Genomic DNA, 23,822 nt, shown 5'->3' with positions numbered 1-23,822 from the left:
CCGACGGATAACCGTCTTACGACGCCATTCTCACGCAAAATCGCCAACTCGAACCCGCTTACGATCCATCCCCATCGGAAGCCAGCGGGAGCCAGACGGTAAAGCTGGTTCCCCCCGCGCCGGACGCCACTTCCAAGTGCCCTCCGAGGTCATGGACAATCCGTTGGCAGATGGATAAGCCAAGCCCCGTCCCCTGCGGTTTGGTCGTAAAGAACGGATCGAAAATCCTTCCCAAGAGGTCCGGCGGAATGCCGGGACCCGTATCCCGCACCGAGACGGCCAGAAGGTCCGGCCTCTCCTTGCGGTACCTTTCCTTGATTATTAATGTCCCTCCCTTGCTCATCGCTTCGATCGCGTTTTTGGCCAAATTCAGAAAAACCTGTTTCAGCGGTTCTTTGTCCACCCATATGGGCGGCAGCCCGGGCTTCGGTTCGTACCGAACGGCCACCCCGTGAAGCAGCGCTTCGTTGCGGATGACCGGAAGAATCTCCTGCAGGACGGATCCCGCCGGGACGGACGCGAGTCGGACTTCCTTCGGCTTGCTGAGGAGCAGAAATTCGCTGACGAGCTCGTTGACGCGGTTCAGCTCCGACATCATGATGCCAACGTACTCGTGCTCCTTGAACATGCCCCGGTCCATCAGGGACTTGTCGAGCAGCTGCATGAACCCGCGGATGGCCGTGAGCGGATTGCGGATTTCGTGCGCCGTGCCGGCGGCGATCTGGCCGATCGTCTTCAAGCGGTCGGAACGGCGGACCTGCTCTTCCAGCAGCATGAGATGGGACACGTCGCGCAGCAGCACGAACGCGCCGCCCGTTTCCCCGCCTCCGTCCTCCAGAATATCCCCGTCCAACATCAGCCAGCGCCGGCACTCCCCCTCCCCCCACGCTTGCGCTCGGTTTTGAAACACGCTGCCCCGAAGAAGGCTCCGGTCAAACGGGTAAGGCTTCCATCCGACCGCGTCGAACCATTCCTCCAAGGAACGGCCGAACCATTCGGTTCTATCCGAACCGAACAAGCGGCAGACCATTTCGCTCATTTCCATCAGTCGAAAACCGGCATCCACGATGATGACGCCGGTGCTGCCGCCAACGAGAAACCGGTCTGCGAACAAGCGGGCGTATTTCTCGCGAAGCTCGCGCCGGTCGATACCGTTAGCGCTTGCATTTTTTTCGCGGCGAGACCTTGTCGGACCGTTCATTGTCCTTTTCACCTCGGTCTATTGCTGATTCTCCCGAACGAGGAGACGAATGTCGACTTCCCTCCCTATGGCCTACGAAAAGGACAGCATTCGACAAAACGCGGAATAAAAAAAGCACCCGGCGCTTATCAAGCTTTCGCCAAGGTGCTTGCATTCCCCTGCCGGGAATGATTGAAATCGAATGAGGACCGTGCACCTGTCCCCGATCGTTGGAATCCAGCCGCACAAGCCAGACCGCTCGGGCCGGGCACTCCTCCAACACAAGAACGTCACCACTTACGGCTGCTTCCTTCCGGACCTGACCGGGTTCATGGCCGTTCCTCGCGGAGGACCCTGCCGTCAACACGGCGCTTAACTTGCCGGTTCCTGCATCCCAAGACCTCAAACAGGAATTCAACCTCGCTGGAGCGGATTGCGAGTTACAGGGCACCGCTACCTCCCCGTCTAGCACGGCACAGATAAGTATAGCGAATTAAAGCCGGAAGTGCAACCGAAGGGAACAGTTCCCTACTCGTTACCTCATGGTTACCTCATGGAACTCACATGCACGACGTAACGGGGGAAATTGAACCGCAGCACGGACGCGGCTTGCCTCTCCACGGTCGGAATCCTGCGGGCATCCACCCCGGGATCGAGTTTGAGCGTGACGTATGCCTCTGGGCCGTTGAACGTAATGTTGGCCCCCGCCACCCCTCGGACGTCGCGGATGGCGTCGCGCATCAGGTTCGCGTCGTTCGCATAAGTGAGCGTCATGTTCCGGCCCGGGATGCGGGGATAGGTATTCGTCATTCCCAAATACCCGTCGTCGCTGTAGCTCTGCGCTCTCGGTCCGTTGTTGTTCATGCCCGCTTTGTTGCCGGCGGTGTTGCAGCCTGCGGCGAGCGCGATCGTCCCGATGAGCGCCCCGGCGATCAACATGGAGCGAACGGTTTTGGTCCGTTTACGTTGGATCCGCATGAAAAAAACCTCCCTTTGTTCGCTAGGATGCGAAGGGAGGTTTATCTCTATACCGCCGTAATTTCTTCCTTGACGACCCGGGCGCGCCCTCCGGCGCTAACCACGGTTCGCATGGATCCAACCGAGCGCGTCTTCTCACGCTTGTTGACGGAGTGTATCTTACAGGCCGTATTTTTTCTTGAACTTGTCAACGCGTCCGCCGGCATCCAGGAACTTCTGTTTGCCCGTGAAGAACGGATGGCATGCCGAGCAAATCTCGACGCGGATGTTCGAACGAATCGAACCCGTTTCGAACGTGTTGCCGCAAGCGCAGGTCGCCGTCGTCACATGATATTGCGGATGGAGGTTTTCTTTCAAGGGGTTCACCTTCTTTCTCGCCCTGGATCAACAGTCGGAACCAGAGTAATGGACACATAATAGGAGTATATCACGCTGGGGGCACCTGTGACAAGATAACATTCTCCGGGAACTTTGCCGAAACGTCTCCGCGAGTCACTGCAGCGCTCGCATTCGGGCGTTCCTTCATCCTCATTTTTTCGCAACTACCGTACTCCCGCCGGAGGCACGTGTGTATAGGAGCCGATCACGACGTCCGGGAGCTCGCCCCGGAAAATATCCAGCATCGCTTTCATGCCGTAAATCTCGCCCTGAGCGGGCGGGATCAGCGCCAAATAAGCGTCCGGGTCGATGTTCAGGTTCCGCATCTGGATCAGCTTCAAGCCCGTGCGGCGGACGAAGCCGATCATCGCCTCGATCTCTTCCTCGCGATCCGTCACCCCGGGGAATACCAGGTAGTTGATCGACGTGTACACGCCTTTATCGGCGGCATAGCGCAGCGACTTCTCCACGTTCTTGAGCGAATAACCGCGCGGCTTGTAATAGGCGTTATAGTGGTCGTCCAGCGCGCTGATCGTGCTGACCCGCATGAGATCCAGCCCCGCGTCCGTGATCGCGCGGAGATGATCGGACAACCCGGCGTTCGTGTTGATGTTGATATAGCCGTTGGAGGTCTGCGCGCGGACGCGCTTGATCGCTTCGATGATCGTGGGCGCCTGAGTGGACGGTTCGCCTTCGCAGCCCTGGCCGAAGCTGATGATCGCGTCCGGCGTGCGCAGATGCTCGAGCATGACGTTCACGACGTCTTCTACCGCGGGCTTGAACTTCAGCCGCGTTTGCGGCGCCGGGAACCCGCTGTCGTCCGGCTGTTCGGATATGCAGCCGAAGCAGCCCGCATTGCACGCGAACGATACGGGAACCGCCCCTTCCAGCCGCTGCAGGAACGTATTGGAGGCCGTCAAGCACTCGTATTCCAGCGCGCAATGGGAGAGATGCCGGTACAGCTGGTTGTCGGGATACGCTTGGAGAAGGCGGTCCACCTGCAGCTCCAGCTCCTTGCGGTCGCAGCGCTCCGGGTTCCAAGGCTCGGGATCGTCCGTCGGATCGGCGGCAACGTAGAAGCCGTCATCCTTCCACACGACCGCCGTATAGCCGAAGAGCGGAAACAGCTGCGATTTATCCTGCTTCAGGTAGCCGGGGACATACAGCCGCGTGAATCCTTGCGGCAGCAAGGCGCCGACCGCTTGGTGTCCCGGCGGCAGCGCCTGCATTTCGCCCGTTTCCGGATCCATGCCGACCGCTCTCGTATTCGGCAGCCCGACCAGAGTGGCGCCGGCCGGAAGGGGAATCAGCTCGTCCTCCATCAGCTCGACCAGGTCGCTGCCGCTGCGGGCGATCCCGTGCAGCTCCGGGTGGTCGTAAACTTGGCCGCGTTCGTCGGCGTAAACCAAATGCATGCGTTAACGCTCCTTTCCGATCGGCGAACCGTAGGAAAAACTTCTATCGCAGTCACCCGATGATGAGTGACCGCTCTCCTGCAGCGAAAGCCTGCGGAAGTTTTTCCAAGTACGGAAAGTTTCGCACTCTCTATTGCTTTAGCGAGCATAAACTTTCTGTAACGTTCAGGAGGAAGCGCCCCGCGGCGATCTCCGGGCTCCGCCGCCGCTAGGGGGCGCGGGCATGCCGGACGTATCGAGCGAATCGAGAAACTCCTGGTTCGTCTTCGTGTTTCCAAGCTTCTTCAGGAACTGTTCCACGTATTCCTGAGAGTCGTTCATGCTCTTGCGGATGGCCCACAGCTTGTCGAGCTCTTCCTTCGTGAGGAGCAATTCCTCGCGGCGGGTGCCGGAACGGCGGATGTCGAGGGCCGGGAAGATCCGGCGCTCCGCCAGCTTGCGGTCCAGATGCAGCTCCATGTTGCCGGTACCTTTAAACTCTTCATAAATGATGTCGTCCATCCGCGACCCCGTCTCGACGAGCGCCGTGGCGAGAATCGTCAGACTGCCGCCCTCTTCCACGTTGCGCGCCGCCCCGAAAAACCGCTTCGGCCGGTGGAACGACGCGGGATCGATACCCCCGGACAGCGTGCGTCCCGACGGGGGCACGACCAGATTGTAAGCCCGCGCCAGCCGCGTGATGCTGTCCATCAGGATGACGACGTCCTTCTTGTGCTCGACCAGGCGGATCGCCCGCTCCAGCACCAGCTCGGCCACCTTGATATGGTGCTCCGGAACCTCGTCGAACGTGGACGCGACGACCTCTCCCTTGACCGAACGCTGCATGTCGGTCACTTCCTCCGGACGCTCGTCGATCAGCAGGACGAACAGATGGATGTCCGGCCGGTTGGTCGAGATGCTGTTGGCGATTTCCTTCATCAGAAGCGTTTTGCCGGCCTTCGGCGGAGCGACGATCAAACCGCGCTGGCCCAGTCCGACGGGAGAGAGCAGATCGATGATTCGCGTGGACAGCTTGGAGGGGGACGTTTCGAGAACGAGCTTGTTTTGCGGGTACAGAGGGGTGAGAGCGGGAAAATGAAGCCGTTCGGCCGCGGTCTCGGGCGGCTCCCCGTTGACGGCATTCACCTGCAGGAGCCCGAAGTAGCGTTCGTTCTCCTTGGGAGCCCGGCACTTGCCGGATACCAGGTCGCCCGTTCTCAGATCGAATTTCCGGATTTGCGAAGCCGAGATGTAGATATCCTCGGGACTGGGCAAATAGTTGATCGGCCGAAGGAAGCCGAAGCCTTCCGGCAACACGTCCAAGACGCCTTCCATGAACATGTGGCCGCTGCGCTCCGCCTGGGCCCTCAGGATGGCGATGATGAGCTCCTTCTTCTTCATCTGCCCGTAGGCGGCGATTTGATGCTCTTTGGCAAGCTTGTAAAGCTCCGTCAGCTTGAGTTCTTCCAAATCGGACATTTGGAAATCGGTCACTAAAGATCCCTCTTTTGCTCCTTATGATCGAGCAAGGCCCGAAGGCCTCACCCCTGGCGCCAGACTTCCGCGCCTAAATTGCTGAGCTGCGTCACGAGCTTCTCGTATCCGCGGTCGATATACTCGACGCCCGTGATTTCCGTCGTGCCTTCCTCCACGGTGAGCCCCGCCACGACCAGGGCTGCTCCTGCCCGAAGATCGGCCGCTCGGACTTTGGCCGCGTTCAAGCGACCGCCCTCGATGATCGCCGACCGGCCTTCCACCCGGATCTGGGCGCCCATGCGGGCCAATTCCGGCACGTGCTTGAAACGATTGCTGTACACGTAGTCGGACAAGATGCTGACGCCGGTCGCCTGGGTCAGCAGGCTGGTCATCGGAGACTGCAAATCCGTGGCAAAGCCGGGATAGACGAGCGCCTTCACGTCCACGGACTCGTAGCTTGGCTGCCCGACGACGCGGATCGATTCGTCCATCTCGTACACGTGCACGCCCATTTCCTGCAGCTTCGCCGTCAACGCTTCCAGGTGTTTCGGTATGATATTATCGATGAGAACGTCTCCGCGGGTCGCCGCGGCGGCTACCATATACGTACCTGCCTGGATCCGGTCCGGGATGATCGAGTGCCTGCACCCGTGCATTTCGGTCACGCCTTCGATTCGGATCGTTTCCGTTCCGGCGCCCTTGATCCGGGCTCCCATCGAGTTCAGGAGCGTGGCCACGTCGATGATCTCAGGCTCCTTCGCGGCGTTCTCGATCACAGTCGCGCCTTTGGCCCTCGAGGCGGCCAGCATGATATTGATCGTCGCCCCGACGCTGACCACGTCGAGATAGATTTTGGCGCCCCGCAGTTCCTTGGCCCGGATGCGGATCGCGCCGAACTCGTTGGTCACCTCGGCTCCCAGCGCTTCGAACCCCTTGATATGCTGGTCGATCGGACGCGGCTCGAAATTGCACCCTCCCGGAAGTCCGATGACCGCTTCTCCGAACCGTCCTAGCAGCGCCCCCATCAAATAATAGGAAGCACGAAGAAGCTTGACCCGGCCGTTGGGCATCGGGACGGACTTGATTGCCGACGGATCGATCGTCATCATGTCCTCGTTCCAGGTCACTTTGCAGCCGAGCTCTTCCAGCAGCTCCGCGTAGACGGCGACGTCGGTGAGTTGAGGCAGGTTGTCCAGGCGAACTTCGGATTCCGCCAGAATGGCGGCGGGAATCAGCGCGATCGCGCTGTTCTTCGCGCCGCTGATGCCGACCGTGCCGCGAAGCGGACGGCCGCCCCGTACCATTAATTTCTCCATGAAAGCAGGGTCCTCCTCGTGTCTTTCAGAGCGGGTACCTCGACCCCGGCGAAACGGGGCCTTCACCATGAAGGAAAGGGAAAACGCCGATCGGCGTTTTCCCGCACTTGTGCATTCGCTATCAATACCTTACCCGCCCCTTGAATGGGCAAAGAAGGAACCGCGTCTTACGCTTGGTTGCTGCTGCCGAACAGGCGGATCTTCTCTTTCACGACTTCCTTCATCGCGTTGCGGGCAGGCGTCAGGTACTTGCGCGGATCGTAAACCTTCGCGTCCTTGGCGAGCACTTCGCGGATGGCGGCCGTGCAAGCGACTTGGTTCTCCGTGTTCACGTTGATTTTGCCGACGCCGGCTTGAATCGCTTCGCGGATCATGTCGTCCGGTACGCCGGAGCCGCCGTGCAGCACGACCGGTACCGGAATCTTGGCCACGACTTCCTTGATGATGTCGTAGTGAATCTTCACTTCGCCCTTGTACATGCCATGCGCGGTGCCGACGGCAATCGCCAGGCAGTCGACGCCGGTTTCCTCGTAGAAGCGGATCGCTTCTTCCGGTTTGGCCAACGCCGCATTCGCTTCATCTACGCTGATGTCGTCTTCCACGCCGCCGATCGTGCCAAGCTCGCCTTCGACGGAAACGCCCATCGCATGAGCGGCTTTCACGACTTCTTTCGTCAAGCGGATGTTGTCTTCGAAGGAATGATGCGAGCCGTCGAACATAACGGAGGAGAATCCGGCCCGAATACACGCCATCGCCACTTCGAACGAGCTGCCGTGGTCCAAGTGCAGGGCGATCGGCAGGCCCGATTTCTCCGCGGCCGCCCTCGCGATCGCTACCGTATACTCCATGCCCATGTATTTCAAGGCGCCTTCGCTGACGCCGAAAATAAACGGGGATTTCTCTTCGATGGCCGCGTCGGTGATCGCTTGCGCGAACTCCAGGTTGTTCATGTTGAATTGGCCTACGGCGAATTTACCCGCTTTGGCTTTCGGCAAAAACTCATTCATCGATACGAGTGGCATAATGGAATTCCTCCTGCTTTTCTGTTTGGGATCCTATCCGAATTGCATACTGCGTCATTATAACACAAAACCCGGACAAGAAAGAAGGTCTTACGACCCCGTGGCGATTCGGGACGCAGGACCTTCTCCCATCTGCATGTTGACGGCCATCCGCATTTCGTCGATATCGAAAGGTTTGGTGAAATGCATCAATGCCCCCAAATCCGTCGCTTCCTTGATCATGTCCAGTTCGCCATAGGCGGTCATCATGATGACCTTGATGTCCCGGTTGATCTCCTTGATCTTCTTCAAAATCTCGAGTCCGTCCATGCCGGGGATCTTCATGTCCAGCAGCACCAAATCGGGGGTATGGGCTTTGACGATCTCCAGCGCCGTCCGGCCGTTGGCCGCCTGGAAGGTTTCATAACCTTCCGTGGAGAACACTTCGAGCAGCAGAATTCGGATGCCTACCTGGTCGTCGACGATTAACAGCTTCTTCTTGTCCATAATCTTCCCTCCGTGGCCGTGAACTGCTCTGAACTACCGCATCCTTGCTATATTCGCGTTCCCAGGCGAGAATTCCTTCCTTTTCCAGCTAAAAAAATTAACGCTCCGGCATGAGCCGGAGCGCGGGCGGACGGCGTTACCCTTCGGTATGGGCCAAAGCGGCCTTGACGAACTCCCGGAACAGCGGCTGCGGGCGGTTGGGCCTCGAGGTGAACTCCGGATGGAATTGGACCGCCAGAAACCACGGATGGTCCGGCATCTCGACCATCTCGACGAGACGGCCGTCCGGAGAGGTGCCGGAAATGCGGAGCCCGGCAGACTCGATCCGTTCACGGTATTCGTTGTTGAACTCGTAGCGGTGGCGGTGGCGTTCGTACACCAGTTCGTCGCCGTAGCATTCCGCGGCCAGGCTTCCCGGGGCCAGCTTGCAAGGATACAAGCCGAGGCGCATCGTGCCGCCCAAGTCCTCCACGTCCTTCTGCTCGGGCAGCAGGTCGATGACCGGGTACGGAGTCGCGGGATTGATCTCGGAGCTGTTGGCCCCGTCCAAGCCGCACATGCTGCGGGCGAATTCCACGACGGCCACCTGCATGCCGAGACAGATGCCGAAGAACGGGATTTTCCGCTCCCGGGCATACCGGATCGCGGTGACTTTGCCTTCAATGCCCCGGTCTCCGAAGCCGCCGGGCACGAGGATGCCGCCGACGCCTTGCAGCTTCTCGTCCACGTTGTGCGGGGTCACTTCCTCCGCGTTCACCCAACGGATCTTGACTTTGGAGCCGGCGTGGATGCCGGCATGGCCGAGCGATTCCGCGATCGAGAGATACGCGTCGTGGAGGGCGACGTATTTGCCGACGATGGCGATCTCCGTCGATTTCTCCAGCGACTTGACGCGCTTCACGAGCGATTCCCACTCGGTCATGTCGGGCGCGCCGGCATTCAGTCGCAGGTGCTGGACGACATAATCGTCCAAGCCTTGTTCACGCAGCATCAGCGGCACATCGTACAGCGTCTCCGCGTCCAGGCATTCGATGACCCCGTTCACGTCGATGTCGCAGAAAAGGGCAAGCTTCTTCTTCATGTCCTCCGACAGCGGATATTCGGTGCGGCAGACGATGACGTTCGGCTGGATCCCGATGCTGCGCAGCTCCTTGACGCTGTGCTGCGTCGGTTTCGTCTTCACTTCGCCGGCGGCTTTGATATACGGAATGAGCGTCACGTGGATGTACATGACGTTCTCTCGGCCGATGTCGCTCTTGATCTGGCGGATCGCCTCGAGGAACGGAAGGCTCTCGATGTCGCCGACCGTGCCGCCGATCTCCGTGATGACGACGTCGGAACCGGCTTCGCGCCCCGCGCGGAAGACGCGTTCCTTAATCTCGTTCGTGATGTGCGGAATGACCTGCACCGTCCCGCCCAGGTATTCCCCGCGGCGTTCCTTGCTGATGACCGTCGAATAGATTTTGCCGGTCGTCACGCTGCTGTTCTTCGTCAGGTTGATGTCGATGAAGCGCTCGTAATGCCCCAGGTCCAAGTCGGTTTCGGCGCCGTCGTCGGTGACGAACACTTCCCCGTGCTGATACGGGCTCATCGTGCCCGGATCGACGTTAATGTAAGGATCGAATTTCTGGATGGTCACTTTGAGTCCCCGGTTCTTCAGAAGCCGGCCCAGCGACGCTGCGGTAATGCCTTTACCGAGCGACGAGACGACGCCGCCCGTTACGAAAATGTATTTGGTCACTCTGCTTCAACCCCCCACCACGTGCCGCTTTGGCATCTTCTTATCGTTGCCCAGTTGACAGTTCCTTTTATCCCAAGTAAAAACGACTTCGACGCCCTCAGGGTACGGAGAATGCCGTTTTTATCGAAGATCACTCAGAAATGAATCGGCATGCAACTTATCATTCTGAATGATCAAGTAAAACGGCTGCCCCGTCCATGTGGGACGGATAGACGTTCTACCCTAGGTGATTCGGAAAAGCAGCGCAGATCGTATACTTTCAAGAATCACCGGAGTCCGGGAAAAAACAAAAAAGTGACACCCAATTAAATGGGGGCACTTTTCATTCAAACCTTATATGGACAAGCACTGTTCTAAAGCCCAAGCATAAGTTTACCGTCTCGCCCGGGCGGTGTCAAGCCGAAAACGGGAGCGCCGAAAACGGGTGAGTTCGAGCAAGTAAAACCGCATTTAGCGGACCTTGTAGCAATGTACTGCAATGTACCTATGAAAGTTTAAACAACCGTCTCTTGTTGGGGTCATCGAATGAAATTAGGCGATACGGCAACTCTATATGTCGAATACGAACCGAATTCCCGGCTTGGGGCGCCCATAACGCGCAGGCAACCTGTTATTCCACCTGAGTTAACGCAGTTGCGATGCAATAACCAGCATTATGCCTCTTCAAGCGCCGACTTTTGAACGGTGCACCGATAAATAACAGCACGCCGGTCCACCAAAGCTATTCTTCTCCGTTAACGCACCTGCGGATGATTCAATAAGCTCGCGGGAGGAGCTTAACGAGGGGAAACGGGGTACCGAGGATGCGATAAGCTCGCGGAAGGAGCTTAACGAGGGTCGTGGGAGTGCCTGGGATGAGATAAGCTCGCGGGAGGAGCTTATCGTACGGAAACGGGAGTGACGAGGATGCGATAAGCTCGCGGAAGGAGCTTATCGTACGGGTACTATCCAGGGTAAAGGACAAGCACCGCTCCCGCGCCTTCGCTTGGGCTGCGCCCTCAAGCAGAACGAAGTCGAAGCATATTTATCCATCGTCCCGATGGATAATCCTGCTACACAGGCTTCTTGACGGTCCCCATCTGCAAAGGCAATAACGCTGCGCAACAACGTTATGCGCTTCTAACGAATCGCGGACTTGAATGCGAAATAAGACTTAACCCGAACGCCCGCGGATTGGAACCATGACGCAATCACGGCCATTACCCTCACCTTGAAAACTTATAAACACTATCAAGACAAGTAAAAAACGACTTCGCCGTCCTACAGGAACAGGGAAGTCGTTTGAAACGGAAATCATTCAATCATCACGACGCGAGAACGTCAGCGACCTTCATCCTCGTCGTCGCCCAGTTCGTCGTCCTCGTCGATTTCGTCCAATTCTTCGTCCGCGTCGTCGTCCTCGTCCTTCTCGCCCGCGAGGTCTTCGTCGTCCAGACCCGCGTCCTCGTCGTCCAGCACGACTTCCTCGTCCACTTCGGCGCTCTCTTCCCCTTCGTCGAAGATCTCTTCGCGGTCCTCGTCGAACAGATCGAAGTTCTCTTCGTCCGTGGCGAAGGTTTCCTCGTCTTCCTCTCCGTACAGATCCTCGTCGTCATCGTCATCGTCGTTGATGATGCGCGGCCGCTTGCCTCCTCCGGTCACCCCGTCGGTGTCGCGCTCTACCGGGTACCAGCGCTTAAGGCCCCAAACATTGCTGCCTACGCAGGCGAAACGCCCGTCGATGTTGATCTCGGTATACAGCTGGGCGATCACTTCGTTGATCTGCTCTTCGGAGAAGCCCCGAAGCTTCGCGATTTCGTTCATGAGGTCGCGGTAGTAAAACGGGGTGTTGGCGGCCTTCAGCACCTCGAAGGCGAGGTCGACCATCGGCATCTCCCGAATCTTCTCGGAGTCGAGTTTCAACACGTACTCGGCACTCAAGTGATTTCCCATCCTCTCTGTATGTAAAACCGTTAAAGTGCGTCTCGTTTTAGGCGTCAACCTATAGTAAACCTCATTTTCCGCAAAATTGCAAATTCCCGCAGCTAAAATAAATCGAAAAAGCGAAGACGCGTCCGACTGACGGCGCCTTCGCTTTTCGACTGTATCCCCCCGGCCGCTCCGCGGGCGGAGGAACCGGCATGGCCAAGAGTCTCACCCTGAAACTCTCCATTCATCCTATGCCCCGGCGAGGGAAATGACACGGAATGCCGCCCATTTCCACCCAAAAAAGGCCGCTTCCCAAGCCTTTGGAGAGGTGTCCACATACAATAGGGAAGCACTTTCGGCGGGAGGGAAACCGTATTGAACGCATGCGGATTTCTGGATTGGCTGCACGACTCCCTGAATGCGGGCAAGCACAGCAAACGACGGTCGATCCTCCGGTTCGCGAGTCACCGCGATTACCGGCAGCTCCTTCACGAGCTCCAAACGAGAAAGCGCCGCGGCGACAAGCTGCGCGGCGTCCGCCAGCTCGGCCTGATCCGCGGAATCTCCTGCCCCTCGCCTCCGGAAGCGGTCCCGCGGCATTGGGGAAACCGGATTCGCTGCGAAGAGGACGGGGCGGTCCGCGTACACGCTTTGTCGCGGGGCTCCGTCGCATTGGACAAAGGCATTCCCTGGGGCGTGCGGCACATTCAGGCGCCGGATGCCTGGAGCAAAACGACAGGCCATAACGTACACGTAGGGGTCATCGACACGGGGATCGATTTCATGCACCCCGACCTGCAGCATTCGATCGACCGCGGGATCAACCTGATCTACCGCACCGAACCGCCTTACGACGACAACGGCCACGGCACGCATATCGCCGGAACGATCGCGGCCGCCAACCGTCTCGAGGGCATGATCGGCGTCGCGCCGCGGGCGACGATCCATCCCGTCAAAGCCTTCGACCAGAACGGCACCGCGTACGTTTCCGACATTATTCTCGGTCTTGATTGGTGCGTCCGCAACCGGATGCACATCGTCAACATGAGCTTCGGAATGCAGACCCGCAGCAACTCGCTGCTCCAAGCCGTGATGAACGCCAACCAGGCCGGCGTCATCGTCGTCGCCTCTTCCGGCAACGACGGTCGCAGCAGCGAGATCGACTATCCCGCCCGCTACGGCCATACGATCGCAGTTGGCGCCACCACCGAGCAGGGACGCGTCGCGCCGTTCACGAACCGCGGACCGATCGACATCTACGCGCCCGGCGATAAAATCGTGTCGGCCTGGCTCGACGGCAAATACCGCGAGATGAGCGGGACCTCCATGGCGACCTCCCACGTCAGCGGGGCTATCGCCCTTCTGATCGCCTATCGTCCCGGCTTGTCGCCGGCCCAGATCAAGGAGATCGTCAAGCAGTCGGCCAAAACGTTGAGAGGCTCGAATGCGCCCCGGGCAGCCGGGGAACTGAACGTCATGCGGATGCTGAAGGCGGTCGATCGGATTTTTTAGCGAATGTTTCGGGCCCCGCAAAAGGAATCGGAATCAGCCTCGGGGCTTACCTCACTTTTGTGGGCTTCTTTTTACATTCGATCCGGGGCGGAGACGCCGACGATCGACAGGCAGTTCGCGAACACGATCCGAAGTGCCGCGAGCAACTGCAATCTCGCCTGGCTCTGTTCCGCGTCTTCGGTGATGACGCGTTCGGCCCGGTAGTAGCTATGGAACATCGACGCCAACTCGTAAAGGTAACGTATCATCGCGTGCGGGGCATAGATGCGGGCCGCGTCCGCGACGACCTCGGGAAGCTCTCCCATTTTGCGGAGCAGATCGAATTCCTGCTCGGCGTCCAGGCGGTGCAGCGGCGCTTCCTCCCAAGGAAGCAGAGCGATGCCTTGCTCTTCCGCCTGGCGGAAGATGCTGCAAATCCGCGCGTGAGCGTACTGGACGTAATACACCGGGTTCTCGTTGGACGTCGAGACGGCAAGATCCATGTCGAAGTCCAGGTGCGAGTCCATGCTCCGCATGGTGAAGAAATAGCGGATCGCGTCGACGCCGACCTCATCCATCAAATCTTCCATCGTCACCGCCTTGCCCGTACGCTTGGACATTTTCACCTTCTCGCCGTTCTGGAACAGGCTGACCATTTGGGCGATCAGGACGGTGAGCTTGTCGGGGTCATTGCCGAGCGCCGCCATCGCCGCCTTCATCCGGGGAATGTATCCGTGATGGTCAGCGCCCCAAATGTTGATCATCCGGTCGTAGCCCCGGCCGTACTTGTCCATGTGATAGGCGATATCCGGCGTCAGATACGTATAGCTGCCGTCGTTCTTGACGAGAACGCGGTCTTTGTCGTCTCCGAACGGCGTAGTGGACAACCAGACGGCGCCGTCGTTCTCGTACACCTGGCCTTTGGCCCGGAGGGCGTCCAGAGCGGCGGTCACTTTGCCCGTTTCATAGAGCGAGGTTTCGCTGTACCAGATGTCGAACCGGACGCCGAAGCGTTCCAGGTCCCGCTTGAGCTTATCCATCTCCCGCTCCAGCCCGTAGCTCCGGAAAAAGGCGAACCGCTCCTCGTCCGGCAGCGCGAGCAGCTTGTCGCCTTCGCGTTCCGCCAATTCCCGGGCGAATCCGATGATATCTTCGCCGTGGTAGCCATCCTCGGGCATCTCCGCATCCTGGCCCAAAGCTTGGCGATAGCGGGCTTCGATCGACTTCGCGAGGTTGGCCACCTGGTTCCCGGCATCGTTGATGTAGTATTCGCGGGTCACTTCATAGCCGGCATAGGCGAGAAGATTGCACAGCGCGTCGCCGACCGCGGCGCCGCGGGCGTGGCCCAGATGCAGGCTGCCCGTCGGGTTGGCGCTGACGAACTCGACCTGCACCTTCTTCCCGCTGCCCGCTTCCACCGAGCCGTACCGTTCCCCTTGGGCGCGGACGTCGCCGATCACCCCGTGCAGGAAGCTTTTGTCCAGCCGGAAATTGATGAATCCGGGTCCCGCGATTTCGGCGGATTCGATCCAGGCGCGGCTCTTGTCGAGGTGCTCCAGAATCGATTCCGCGATCTGGCGCGGGTTGCGCTTCGCGATCTTCGTCAACTGCATCGCCAGATTGGTCGCCAGGTCGCCGTGCGACTTGTCCTTGGGCACTTCGAGCACGATGTTCGGCAGCTCGTCCAAGCTATCCACGAGGCCCGCTCCCAGCGCAGCATTGGACAGCGCGTTGCTCATGACGGTGTGAAGCTTCTCCAGTACGTTCATTTAAATCTGTTCCTCCCGAATATCCAGCCTGATCGAACAGCGTCCGAGTTCCTGGCCCGCCATCCGCATGTCGTATTCCCATTCGACGGTTCCGCCCGTTTTCGACAGACCGGTCTCCATGCGGTGAGTCCAAGCCTCCGCGGCCATGGAGCCATATGCGGTGCCGACCGTGCCCGACCGCCATTCTCCGACGCGGAACGCCTGGTCCTGCGATACCGTTCCCCTGCGGCTCATCCGGATTTCGCCATCCCGGACGAGCAGGGTCATGTCGGATTCGCCGGTCGGTTCCGTTCCTTCGGACGTTCCGGCCATCCGGCAGGTGACGGCCCAGCCGTCCACCAGCCGGTGAAGCCGCCCCGGCGCGTCGATCTCCTGCGTTTCCCCGTCCCGGACGATCCGGAAAGCAACCCGCACGTTCACTTTGTCCGGCATGCCGCCCTCTCCCGTCGTTCTTCCATTACATAATTACTACTATAAACAGAACGTCCAGGCAATTCAAATGGAGGTTCGCGGCGGGCTCGGCATGTCCCGGCTTAGCCGATAGACGCCGTAACCGCTGCTTACGCGGGCAAATCGGTGAAAATTCAGGGAGGTCGGCATTCTGAAATATTTGGAACGAGCGAGGCGGCGCTGAAGCTGAGAACCGGCGAACAGGCCAAGTTGACCGCCACCGCGACCTATGCGGACGATACCGAGAGGGATGTATCGAAGGCGGCCGTCTGGACCTCTTCAACTTTCGGGAGCAAGAAAACGAAGGTGGGCGTTACGGTTACGGGCTAAGTTCGAATGGAGGCTTATCGCCCTCTGTTTTCTCCAGTTCGCGGCATATTTCATGCTGCCATTCGGTGTCTCCGGTCATGGAAGCGAGCAGGGACAGGTTGTACAATCCCGCGAGTTTGGACATATGCGCGGCGTTGACGGAGAGGCAGTGATCGAAATCGGACCGCTCTTGCGCGGTCAGCGCGCGCCTTCTCTTGATGTACCACAACTCGGCCAATCTCTCGTAAATAGGACGCATGGGCATCCATCTATCATCTCCTTCCATTAGCCATTATGACCAAAGGAGAAGGGAGGTATAGCCGGGGAGCTGATGACAAGAGCATCTTGAGCTGCACGCGGAAGTCGGGTATAATAGTCAAAATTATTCGAAAAGACGATGAACGGGAGAGTACCCGATCTACGCCGTTTAGCAGAGAGCCGGGAGGGTGGAAGCCGGCACGGCCGTTCGGGGAAGCGGGCCCGGGAGTCGGTTTCCCGAAGCATGGCGCAAGGTGACCCGGCAGCACGCTGCCGGAGGTCCCGAGTACTCGCGGGAGATCCGGTCGGCACGCTGCCGGACTTCCGCGAGCGCCGCGTAGGGAAATCCGGTCGGCGAGCGCCGGCCGTTATCCCGTGAAGAGGATTCCCGGGCACGGGAATGCCAGAAGAGTGGTACCGCGGACTGATCCTCCGTCTCTTAGCCGAGACGGGGGATTTTTTTATTTTCCACAAGGAGGTTTTCCGCATGCTCGCCCAACTAACCGCTTGCCTGCTGGCTCCGCATCTTCCGATTTCCGAGAAGGAGCTGGCGTCCGCAATCGAAATCCCGCCCCGTCCGGAGCTGGGGGACGCCGCCTTCCCCTGCTTCACCCTCGCCAAAACGATGCGGCAATCGCCTCAGTCGATCGCGGAGCGTACGGCCGACGCGGTCAACGGAACAGACGAAGGAGTGCGCGCCGAAACCGCCGGCGGCTACTTGAACCTCTTCTTCGATCCCGCCGTCTGGGGCAACCGCATCCTGACCCGCGTCATGGCGGGCGATTACGGCCGCCTGCAAGACGGGCAAGGCCGCCGCGTCGTCATCGACATGTCCTCTCCCAATATCGCCAAGCCGTTCGGCATCGGCCACCTTCGTTCGACGATGATCGGCAACGCGCTGGCGAACGTCTACCAAGCAGCCGGATACCGGGTCACCCGCGTCAACCACCTGGGCGACTGGGGCACGCAGTTCGGCAAGCTGATCGCCGCCTACCGCCGCTGGGGAGACCGCGCTCTCCTGGAAGCCGAGCCGATCCGGGAGAGCTTGCGCCTGTACGTGAAGTTTCACGAGGAGGCCGAATCGAACCCCGAGCTTGAAGACGAAGCGCGGGAATGGTTCCGTAAACTGGAGACGGGCGACGGGGAAACGCGCGGGCTGTGGCGTTTTTTCGTGGACGAAAGCCTGAAGGAATTCGACCGCGTTTACGCGCGTTTGGGCGTCCGGTTCGATCTCGTGCTCGGAGAAAGCTTCTATAACGACAAAATGGAAGCGGTCGTAGACCGCTTAACCGAGCTGTCGCTGCTCGAGGAAAGCGACGGGGCGCAGGTGGTCCGGCTGGAGGAGCTCGGCATGCCGCCCTGCCTCATCCTTAAATCGGACGGCACGACGATCTATCCGATCCGCGATCTGGCCACGGCCGTCTACCGCAAAAAACAGCTGGGCGCGGACCTTCTCCTCTACGTGGTCGGAGCCGAGCAGACGCTGCATTTTCAGCAGGTGTTCGCCGTTCTGGGCAAAATGGGAGAAGCCTGGCACGCCGATTGCCGCCACGTCCCGTTCGGGCTGATGAAGTTCGAGGGCAAGAAGATGTCGACCCGCAGAGGGAAAGTCGTATTCCTGGACGAGGTGCTGGACGAAGCCGCAGCCAAAGCCCTCCAGGTCATTGAAGCGAAAAACCCGGAGCTCGAAAACAAACGCGAAACCGCGGAAGCGATCGGAGTCGGGGCCATCGTGTTCGCCGATCTCAGGAACCGCAGGCAGCTGTCCGTCGACTTTCAATTGGAGGAAGCGATCGGCTTCGAGGGGGAGACCGGCCCTTACCTGCAGTACACGTACGCGAGGATTCTCAGTCTTCTCCGAAAAGGGAAATACGAGGAATTCGCGGCGCGCGGCAAGGCGGCTGAAGGCCGGCACATGTCGTCGCCGGCGGCATGGGCGTGCCTGAAAACCGCCTCCCGCTTCGAGGAATCGATCCTGCAGGCGGTCCGGGAGAACGAGCCCTCCGTCATCGGCCGTTATTTACTGGAGCTCGCCAAGGATTTCAACCGTTACTACAATGAGGGCAAGATGCTCACGGAGGACGGGGAGGAAACGTTCGGCAAGCTCTCCGTGGCCGCGGCATGCGCCAAGGTGCTGAAGCAGGGCTTGCAGCTCCTGGGCATTCGAACGCCGGAGCGGATTTAGCCGGAGGATTTACCCGCCAGCTTCAGGATTTCCGCGGCGACAAGATCGGGGGCGTAATGGTGCAAATAGTGGGCGGCGTTCGGCACGACGATTTGCCGGCCTTCCGCCGACCATGACGGAAAAGCGGCTTGGGAGCTCTGCCAGGCCCGGTCCTCGCTCAGCTTGCCGAAGGCGTCGGCCGTCAGCACGGTTATCGGGACTCCAAGGAGTTTCTTTCCTCGCAAAACGGTTTCGGCGTTCTCCCGGCTGAGCCGGATTTCATCGGTCATGTTCCGGTTGCCGGCCAGCAGGAGCGTCGATACCCGGTCCATCTCCTTCAACTCCGGCGGCAGCAGCCGGAGTCCGTTCCGGTCGTCGGCCATCCAATCCGCAAAACCGCCTACCGAATACAACAAGCGCGCGATTCCGCTTTTCACTGCGAAACGGTAGGCTAGCGGAACGGCGGTTAGCGGCTGGCTGGCCGCGTAATATTCCGGACTTCCGCCCTCGATGAATACGATCCCTTTCACTTCGTCCGGATATTTCTGCGCATACCGGATCGCTTCGAGCGAACCCAGGGAATGGGCGGCGAAAACGTAAGGCGGGCGCTGTCCCGAACGTTCGAGAAGCTGGTGGATTTCCTCCGCGATCCCGTCGATGTCCCGCTTTCTTTCGGTCATGTCGCTGAAGCCGTAACCGAACCGGTCGTACACGGCGATTCTAACCTTGGATTCCAGCTTCTCGTTCAACGGATAGAAATCCGCGTACGGATTGGCCGTCCCCCACCCCGCGGAGAATACGACGGTCACAGGACCTTCTCCGCCCGCGTACAGATGCATACGGCCTCCGTTCACTTAATACAATTGGCCAACCGGCCGGTACGTTTGTAAATCGCGTTCGCTTGCCGTCCGCTGATAAATCCAACCCGCCAGCAGCAGCACGGCAACCGTCAGAGTCAGATACGTGAAGACCTTCAGCCATTTCTTTTTTCGCATGCACCCATTTCTCCTCTTCCGGCTCCGATGGACCCCACCCCGGTATTGTCTCATGGAATGATTTGGCCAACGTTAACGGAGGAAATTGCAGCGAAAAAGACCCGCACCCGGCTGATTGCCGGACGCGGGTCTTCGTCGGTAAATCGCTTATTTCGTCAGCTCTTCCACGAACTTCGGCAGCACGAATGCGGCTTTGTGAAGGCGCGGCGAGTAGTATTTCGTATCGAGCTCCGGTATCGCGCTCTCGTCGACGGCCAGCGGGTCGTGTTTCTTGCTGCCCATCGTGAACGTCCACAGCCCGCTCGGATAAGTCGGCACGTTCGCCCAGTAGACGCGAACGAGCGGGAACACTTCCTTCACGTCGCGGTTCACGCTCTGGATGAGGTCGGCCTTGAACCACGGATTGTCGGTTTGCGCGACGAACAAGCCGTCTTCCTTGAGGGATTCGTAGATGCCTTGGTAGAAACCCCGCGTGAACAGCTGCACCGCCGGTCCCATCGGCTCCGTCGTGTCCGCGAGCACCACGTCGTACGTGTTCTTGTGGTCGTGGATGTGCATGAAGCCGTCGTTCACGAGCACCTCGACGCGCGGATCGTCCAGCTTGCCCGCGATCGCCGGCAAATACTTCTTGGAGTATTCGATGACTTTGCCGTCGATGTCGACGAGTACGGCTTTCTTCACCTTCGGGTGCTTGAGCACTTCGCGGATGACGCCGCCGTCGCCGCCGCCGACGACGAGGACGTGCTCCGGATTCGGGTGGGTGAACAGCGGAACGTGCGCGACCATTTCGTGGTAGACGAATTCGTCTTTGTCCGTCGTCATGACCATGCCGTCCAACACGAGCATGTTGCCCCATTCTTCGGTTTCGATCATCGCCAGCTCTTGGAATTCGGTTTGCTCATGCACCATCGTGCGTTTGGTTTTCATCGTGATGCCGTAATTTTCGGTTTGCTTCTCGGTAAACCACAGTTCCATGGAGGACATGGGATCCCTTCTTTCCTTATGTATTCTCATGAGGCAAACGCCTCTCTTTCCGTGATTCGGACAAGTTGTATTATAGGGCATCGCGCGCAAAAAGCAACTTCGGAGTCTCCCCGCACGGGAATAGCCCTCGTCCTCCCGCATCATACTAACAGGAAAATGATGCCTTCTTGGCGCAGGGAGACGTGGGCCTCATGGATACCCCTCAAGATCATATGCCGCGGAAAATCAGGACGTTCCTCCGCCTGGAACCGCTGCGCAGGCGGCTGGCGTGGTTCACCCTCTTCTGCCTCCTGGCGGCGGCCTTCGGCAGCTACGCGCTGCACCGGTTCGGATCGCTTCCCGCCGGGGCCGTTCCGCAATCGACGCAGATTCTGGACGCCGAGGGCAACGTCCTGGCCACGCTCGCGGGAGGCGTCAATCGGCAGCCCGTCAAGCTGTCGGAAATTTCCCCTTGGCTCGTCAAAGCCACGCTCGCCGTAGAAGACCGAAGGTTCTACGAGCATTCCGGCTTCGACGCGAGAGGGCTCGTCCGGGCAGCCTGGGTCGACGTCCGGCATCTGTCCAAGCGGGAGGGCGCGAGCACCTTGACCCAGCAGCTGGCGCGGAACTTGTATTTGGACCACCATAGGTCGTGGTCGCGCAAGCTGAAGGAAGCCTGGTACGCCGCGCGGCTGGAGCAGACGTACTCTAAGGAAGAAATTTTGCAAATGTACTTGAATCAAATCTATTACGGGCACGGAGCCTACGGCGCCGAAGCGGCCGCCCGGATGTACTTCGGCAAGCCGGCGAAGTCGTTGACGCTGGCGGAGAGCGCCCTGCTCGCCGCAATCCCCAAAGGTCCGCGCTATTACTCTCCGCATCTCCACCCGGCGGATGCGGAAGCCCGCAGGCAAACCGTGCTGCAGGCCATGCTGGAAACGAAGGCGATCACCCGGGAGCAAGCCGACGCGGCCGGGCGCGCGAAGCCGGCCGTCCAACCGCTCCCGGAGGAACCGGACCGCATCGCGCCCTATTTCGCGGATTACGTGAAACGGGTCGCCGTCGAACGGCTCGGCATCGACGAGCGGCTGCTGAACGAAGGGGGGCTCGTCATTACGACCACCCTCGATTCCGGCATGCAGCGCGCCGCGGAGGAAACGATCAAGCGAAGGCTGCCTGCCGATTCGAAGCTGCAGACGGCGCTCATCGCGATCGATCCCCGCAACGGGTATATCAAGGCGATGGTCGGCGGGCGGAGCTACAAACGCAACCAGTACAACCGCGTATTCGCCACCACCCGGCAGCCAGGCTCCTCCTTCAAGCCGATCGTCTACGCTGCCGCGCTCGAGCAACGTGTCGTGACGCCTTCGACGCGTTTCCGCAGCGAACCGACGATTTTCTACTACGACAACGACCGGGAAATCTACCGGCCCCGCAATTTCAACGACCGCTACTTTCACGCGGACATCAGCCTCCGCCAGGCGATCGCGGCGTCCGACAACATCTACGCGGTGAATACGATCATGCAGGTGGGCCCGGAAGCGGTGATGGACACCGCGCGCAGGCTGGGCATCACCTCGCGCCTGAAAGCCGTCCCTTCCCTCGCGCTCGGCACGTTCCCCGTCAGCCCGTTCGAAATGGCGACGGCCTATTCGGCTTTCGCCGGCGGCGGCAGCCGGGGGAGTCCTCTCGCCATTCTGCGCGTCGAAGACCGTTTCGGGCACGTCCTGTACGAGGCGCACCCCCGGGCGACGCAGGTCATGTCCCCGGCCGTGGCGTACGTGACGACCCGGCTGCTGGAGAGCGTGTTCGATACCGGCGGCACGGCCCACCGGATTGCCGGGATGCTGAAACGTCCGGTCGCCGGAAAAACCGGCACGACGAACTCCGACGCCTGGTTCGTCGGCTATTCGCCGGACCTGACGGCCTCCGTGTGGGTCGGCTACGACCGCGGCCGCGCGATCACCTCCAGCGAAGCCCATCTCGCCGCGCCGATTTTCGCGGATTTCATGGAAACCGCGCTGAAGGACCGCCCGCCTTCGGATTTCCCGATGCCCGAAGGCGTCGTCAGCGTCTACGTCGATCCTTCGAACGGCCTGATCGCTTCGCCGGGGTGCCCGAAGCCGGTGCTCGAGACTTTCTTGGCCGGTACCGAACCGACGGCAAAGTGCCTGATCCACGGCCCGGCGACGGTCGAAGAGACGGAAAGCGGACATCGCGGCGGCGGATGGTGGAAGAAGGTGCGGAGTTGGTGGCACTGGTGAGGCAGAGGTCTGGCGGCTCGCGGTCCCCCTAAGACGCTTCAGGCGTCTTGCATAAGGTACAATTTGCACGCTCTAACCGGGTTTTTCCGGGTTACGGCGGACCTTGGGAGGGTTTACTGCGCTCTAGCCGGGTTTTTCCGGGTTACGGCACCCACTTGGTCGGTTTGCGGCGCTCTAGCCGGGTTTTTCCGGGTTACGGCACCCACTTGGTCGGTTTGCGGCGCTCTAGCCGGGTTTTTCCGGGTTACGGCACGCACTTGGTCGGTTTGGCACGCTCTAACCGGGTTTTTCCGGGTTACGGCGAGCCAGGAGTCGGTTTACTGCGCTCTAGCCGGGTTTTTCCGGGTTACGGCACGCACTTGGTCGGTTTACTGCGCTCTAGCCGGGTTTTTCCGGGTTACGGTCGGTTTGCGGCGTTCTAGCCGGGTTTTTCCGGGTTACGGCACGCACTTGGTCGGTTTGCGGCGCTCTAACCGGGTTTCCGTGCTGCAACAGCCCTCCGCGCACCACCATCGCAAAACGCAGAAACCCCGGCCGCTTGGCCGGGGTTCCCGTATCTTCACGCGTTCAGCGCTTCCTTGAGCTGTTCGGACGAACGCTCCCACATCTCGGCGTTGTGCTCGATGAGCAGCTTCTTCAGGGCGGCTTTCTCTTCCGGCCCGATGTTGTCGAGCATGATCTTCCGCTTCAACGCCGCGTCCAGCCGGTTCACGTGATCGGGCAGCACCTTCCACCCGCGCCGCGCCTCCTCGTCCACCAGCATCTCGCAGGAAGTGACGCCCGCATAGCAGCTGCCCTCTTCGCCCCGGTCGACCGCAACCCATACGACCCAGCAAGGGCGCCCGTTCGGCACGTCTTCCTTGTTCGGCGAAAACTTGATGCCCCGCTCCACCTTGCTTTTGGCGTGCATGGCTCCAATATCCAGGTAAGCCTCCCCGCGGTCGATTATGACACAGGCGACTTGGCTCAAATCGATGGTTCCCGCCCCGAACCCCTTATGCTCCTTGTTGCTGACGACGTTCAGCGCGAGCTTCTTCTTCTCCGTCGGCTTTTCGTTGTTTTCCACGCTTCCTACCTCCGTTAAAAAACGGGCCAAGAATCCTCCGAAGAAGGTCCCCCACCCGTTCATTTTTCCTATTTTGAATGCGAACATTCGTTCTGCCGTTTGTAGGTAATCCGATAACCAACATCATATCAAAAAGGATAACATAAGTCTATTCTTTTATGCGGTTTTTGTGCAAAATGGGTACTGGCGCCAATCCATCGAAAAGTATCGCCGT

At 59.7% G+C, this 23,822-nt stretch carries 21 protein-coding genes and 1 other RNA gene; 4 read left to right on the top strand and 18 right to left on the bottom strand.

The window, feature by feature from the left end; genetic code table 11:
* Window positions 1-58: 58 nt before the first annotated feature.
* The 11 genes from GE107_RS22075 to rpoE form a co-directional block, all read right to left on the bottom strand.
* The gene (locus GE107_RS22075) at window positions 59-1,201 is read right to left on the bottom strand and encodes a two-component system sensor histidine kinase NtrB (RefSeq protein WP_219643141.1); all 1,143 of its coding nucleotides are present in this window, start codon (window positions 1,199-1,201) and stop codon (window positions 59-61) included.
* Between the two features lie 188 nt (window positions 1,202-1,389).
* An RNA gene (gene ffs, locus GE107_RS22070) (signal recognition particle sRNA large type) lies at window positions 1,390-1,654 on the bottom strand.
* A gap of 72 nt (window positions 1,655-1,726) precedes the next feature.
* Window positions 1,727-2,158, bottom strand: coding sequence for a hypothetical protein (locus GE107_RS22065; protein ID WP_219643138.1), 432 nt, complete (start codon window positions 2,156-2,158; stop codon window positions 1,727-1,729).
* Between the two features lie 159 nt (window positions 2,159-2,317).
* On the bottom strand, window positions 2,318-2,515 hold the full coding sequence (gene rpmE, locus GE107_RS22060) for a 50S ribosomal protein L31 (protein ID WP_219643135.1): 198 nt from the start codon (window positions 2,513-2,515) through the stop codon (window positions 2,318-2,320).
* Between the two features lie 185 nt (window positions 2,516-2,700).
* A complete protein-coding gene (locus GE107_RS22055; protein ID WP_219643130.1) occupies window positions 2,701-3,951 on the bottom strand; it encodes a radical SAM family protein in 1,251 nt (416 codons plus the stop codon).
* Between the two features lie 165 nt (window positions 3,952-4,116).
* On the bottom strand, window positions 4,117-5,409 hold the full coding sequence (gene rho / locus GE107_RS22050) for a transcription termination factor Rho (protein WP_219643196.1): 1,293 nt from the start codon (window positions 5,407-5,409) through the stop codon (window positions 4,117-4,119).
* 62 nt (window positions 5,410-5,471) lie between these two features.
* On the bottom strand, window positions 5,472-6,722 hold the full coding sequence (locus GE107_RS22045) for a UDP-N-acetylglucosamine 1-carboxyvinyltransferase (RefSeq protein ID WP_219643126.1): 1,251 nt from the start codon (window positions 6,720-6,722) through the stop codon (window positions 5,472-5,474).
* Between the two features lie 167 nt (window positions 6,723-6,889).
* On the bottom strand, window positions 6,890-7,744 hold the full coding sequence (gene fba, locus GE107_RS22040) for a class II fructose-1,6-bisphosphate aldolase (RefSeq protein ID WP_219643109.1): 855 nt from the start codon (window positions 7,742-7,744) through the stop codon (window positions 6,890-6,892).
* 90 nt (window positions 7,745-7,834) lie between these two features.
* Window positions 7,835-8,230, bottom strand: coding sequence for a response regulator (locus tag GE107_RS22035; protein WP_219643097.1), 396 nt, complete (start codon window positions 8,228-8,230; stop codon window positions 7,835-7,837).
* A gap of 136 nt (window positions 8,231-8,366) precedes the next feature.
* Window positions 8,367-9,971: a CTP synthase gene (locus GE107_RS22030; protein ID WP_219643094.1), complete on the bottom strand. Its 1,605-nt coding sequence runs from the start codon at window positions 9,969-9,971 to the stop codon at window positions 8,367-8,369.
* A 1,320-nt stretch (window positions 9,972-11,291) separates the two neighbouring features.
* Window positions 11,292-11,891, bottom strand: coding sequence for a DNA-directed RNA polymerase subunit delta (rpoE, locus tag GE107_RS22025; RefSeq protein WP_370636488.1), 600 nt, complete (start codon window positions 11,889-11,891; stop codon window positions 11,292-11,294).
* Between the two features lie 363 nt (window positions 11,892-12,254).
* Here rpoE and GE107_RS22020 point away from each other — a divergent pair, with 363 nt between their 5' ends.
* The gene (locus GE107_RS22020) at window positions 12,255-13,391 is read left to right on the top strand and encodes a S8 family peptidase (protein ID WP_219643088.1); all 1,137 of its coding nucleotides are present in this window, start codon (window positions 12,255-12,257) and stop codon (window positions 13,389-13,391) included.
* Window positions 13,392-13,462: 71 nt separating this feature from the next.
* Here GE107_RS22020 and argS (GE107_RS22015) read toward each other — a convergent pair whose 3' ends face one another.
* Both argS (GE107_RS22015) and GE107_RS22010 read right to left on the bottom strand, forming a co-directional pair.
* Window positions 13,463-15,139: an arginine--tRNA ligase gene (argS, locus tag GE107_RS22015; RefSeq protein ID WP_219643084.1), complete on the bottom strand. Its 1,677-nt coding sequence runs from the start codon at window positions 15,137-15,139 to the stop codon at window positions 13,463-13,465.
* Window positions 15,140-15,571 (bottom strand): YwiB family protein, encoded by a 432-nt coding sequence (locus tag GE107_RS22010; RefSeq protein ID WP_219643077.1) that lies wholly within the window; start codon window positions 15,569-15,571, stop codon window positions 15,140-15,142.
* Window positions 15,572-15,715: 144 nt separating this feature from the next.
* Between GE107_RS22010 and GE107_RS22005 the strand changes: the two genes are divergently transcribed.
* Complete coding sequence (locus GE107_RS22005) at window positions 15,716-15,919, top strand: hypothetical protein (protein WP_219643074.1); 204 nt, start codon at window positions 15,716-15,718, stop codon at window positions 15,917-15,919.
* On the opposite strand, the gene GE107_RS22000 is transcribed toward GE107_RS22005, so the two are convergent.
* The gene (locus tag GE107_RS22000) at window positions 15,909-16,163 is read right to left on the bottom strand and encodes a DUF7667 family protein (protein WP_370636487.1); all 255 of its coding nucleotides are present in this window, start codon (window positions 16,161-16,163) and stop codon (window positions 15,909-15,911) included. The two genes, GE107_RS22005 and GE107_RS22000, sit on opposite strands and share 11 nt — an antisense overlap.
* Before the next feature lie 480 nt (window positions 16,164-16,643).
* On the opposite strand from GE107_RS22000, the gene argS (GE107_RS21995) reads away from it, so the two are divergent.
* Window positions 16,644-18,341 carry an arginine--tRNA ligase gene (gene argS / locus GE107_RS21995; RefSeq protein WP_219643072.1) on the top strand — a complete coding sequence of 566 codons (1,698 nt, stop codon included), beginning with the start codon at window positions 16,644-16,646 and terminating at the stop codon, window positions 18,339-18,341.
* Here the strand turns inward: argS (GE107_RS21995) and GE107_RS21990 are convergent.
* The 3 genes from GE107_RS21990 to speE all read right to left on the bottom strand — a co-directional run bounded on the left by GE107_RS21990 (window position 18,338) and on the right by speE (window position 20,290).
* Window positions 18,338-19,159, bottom strand: coding sequence for an alpha/beta fold hydrolase (locus GE107_RS21990; RefSeq protein WP_255570746.1), 822 nt, complete (start codon window positions 19,157-19,159; stop codon window positions 18,338-18,340). The genes argS (GE107_RS21995) and GE107_RS21990 overlap by 4 nt on opposite strands.
* A gap of 15 nt (window positions 19,160-19,174) precedes the next feature.
* Entirely contained in the window at window positions 19,175-19,315 is a 141-nt protein-coding gene (locus GE107_RS26785; RefSeq protein WP_255570745.1) for a hypothetical protein, read from the bottom strand.
* A 147-nt stretch (window positions 19,316-19,462) separates the two neighbouring features.
* Entirely contained in the window at window positions 19,463-20,290 is an 828-nt protein-coding gene (gene speE, locus GE107_RS21985) for a polyamine aminopropyltransferase (protein ID WP_219643190.1), read from the bottom strand.
* Window positions 20,291-20,490: 200 nt separating this feature from the next.
* Here speE and GE107_RS21980 point away from each other — a divergent pair, with 200 nt between their 5' ends.
* Window positions 20,491-22,542: a transglycosylase domain-containing protein gene (locus GE107_RS21980; RefSeq protein WP_219643070.1), complete on the top strand. Its 2,052-nt coding sequence runs from the start codon at window positions 20,491-20,493 to the stop codon at window positions 22,540-22,542.
* Between the two features lie 559 nt (window positions 22,543-23,101).
* Here the strand turns inward: GE107_RS21980 and GE107_RS21975 are convergent.
* Window positions 23,102-23,608: a YwhD family protein gene (locus GE107_RS21975; RefSeq protein ID WP_370636486.1), complete on the bottom strand. Its 507-nt coding sequence runs from the start codon at window positions 23,606-23,608 to the stop codon at window positions 23,102-23,104.
* Between the last annotated feature and the right edge of the window lie 214 nt (window positions 23,609-23,822).

Origin of the sequence: Cohnella sp. CFH 77786, from assembly GCF_019400745.1 — a bacterium.
Taxonomy (GTDB): Bacteria; Bacillota; Bacilli; order Paenibacillales; family Paenibacillaceae; genus Cohnella.
This window is presented reverse-complemented; position numbering and strand designations above follow the sequence as displayed.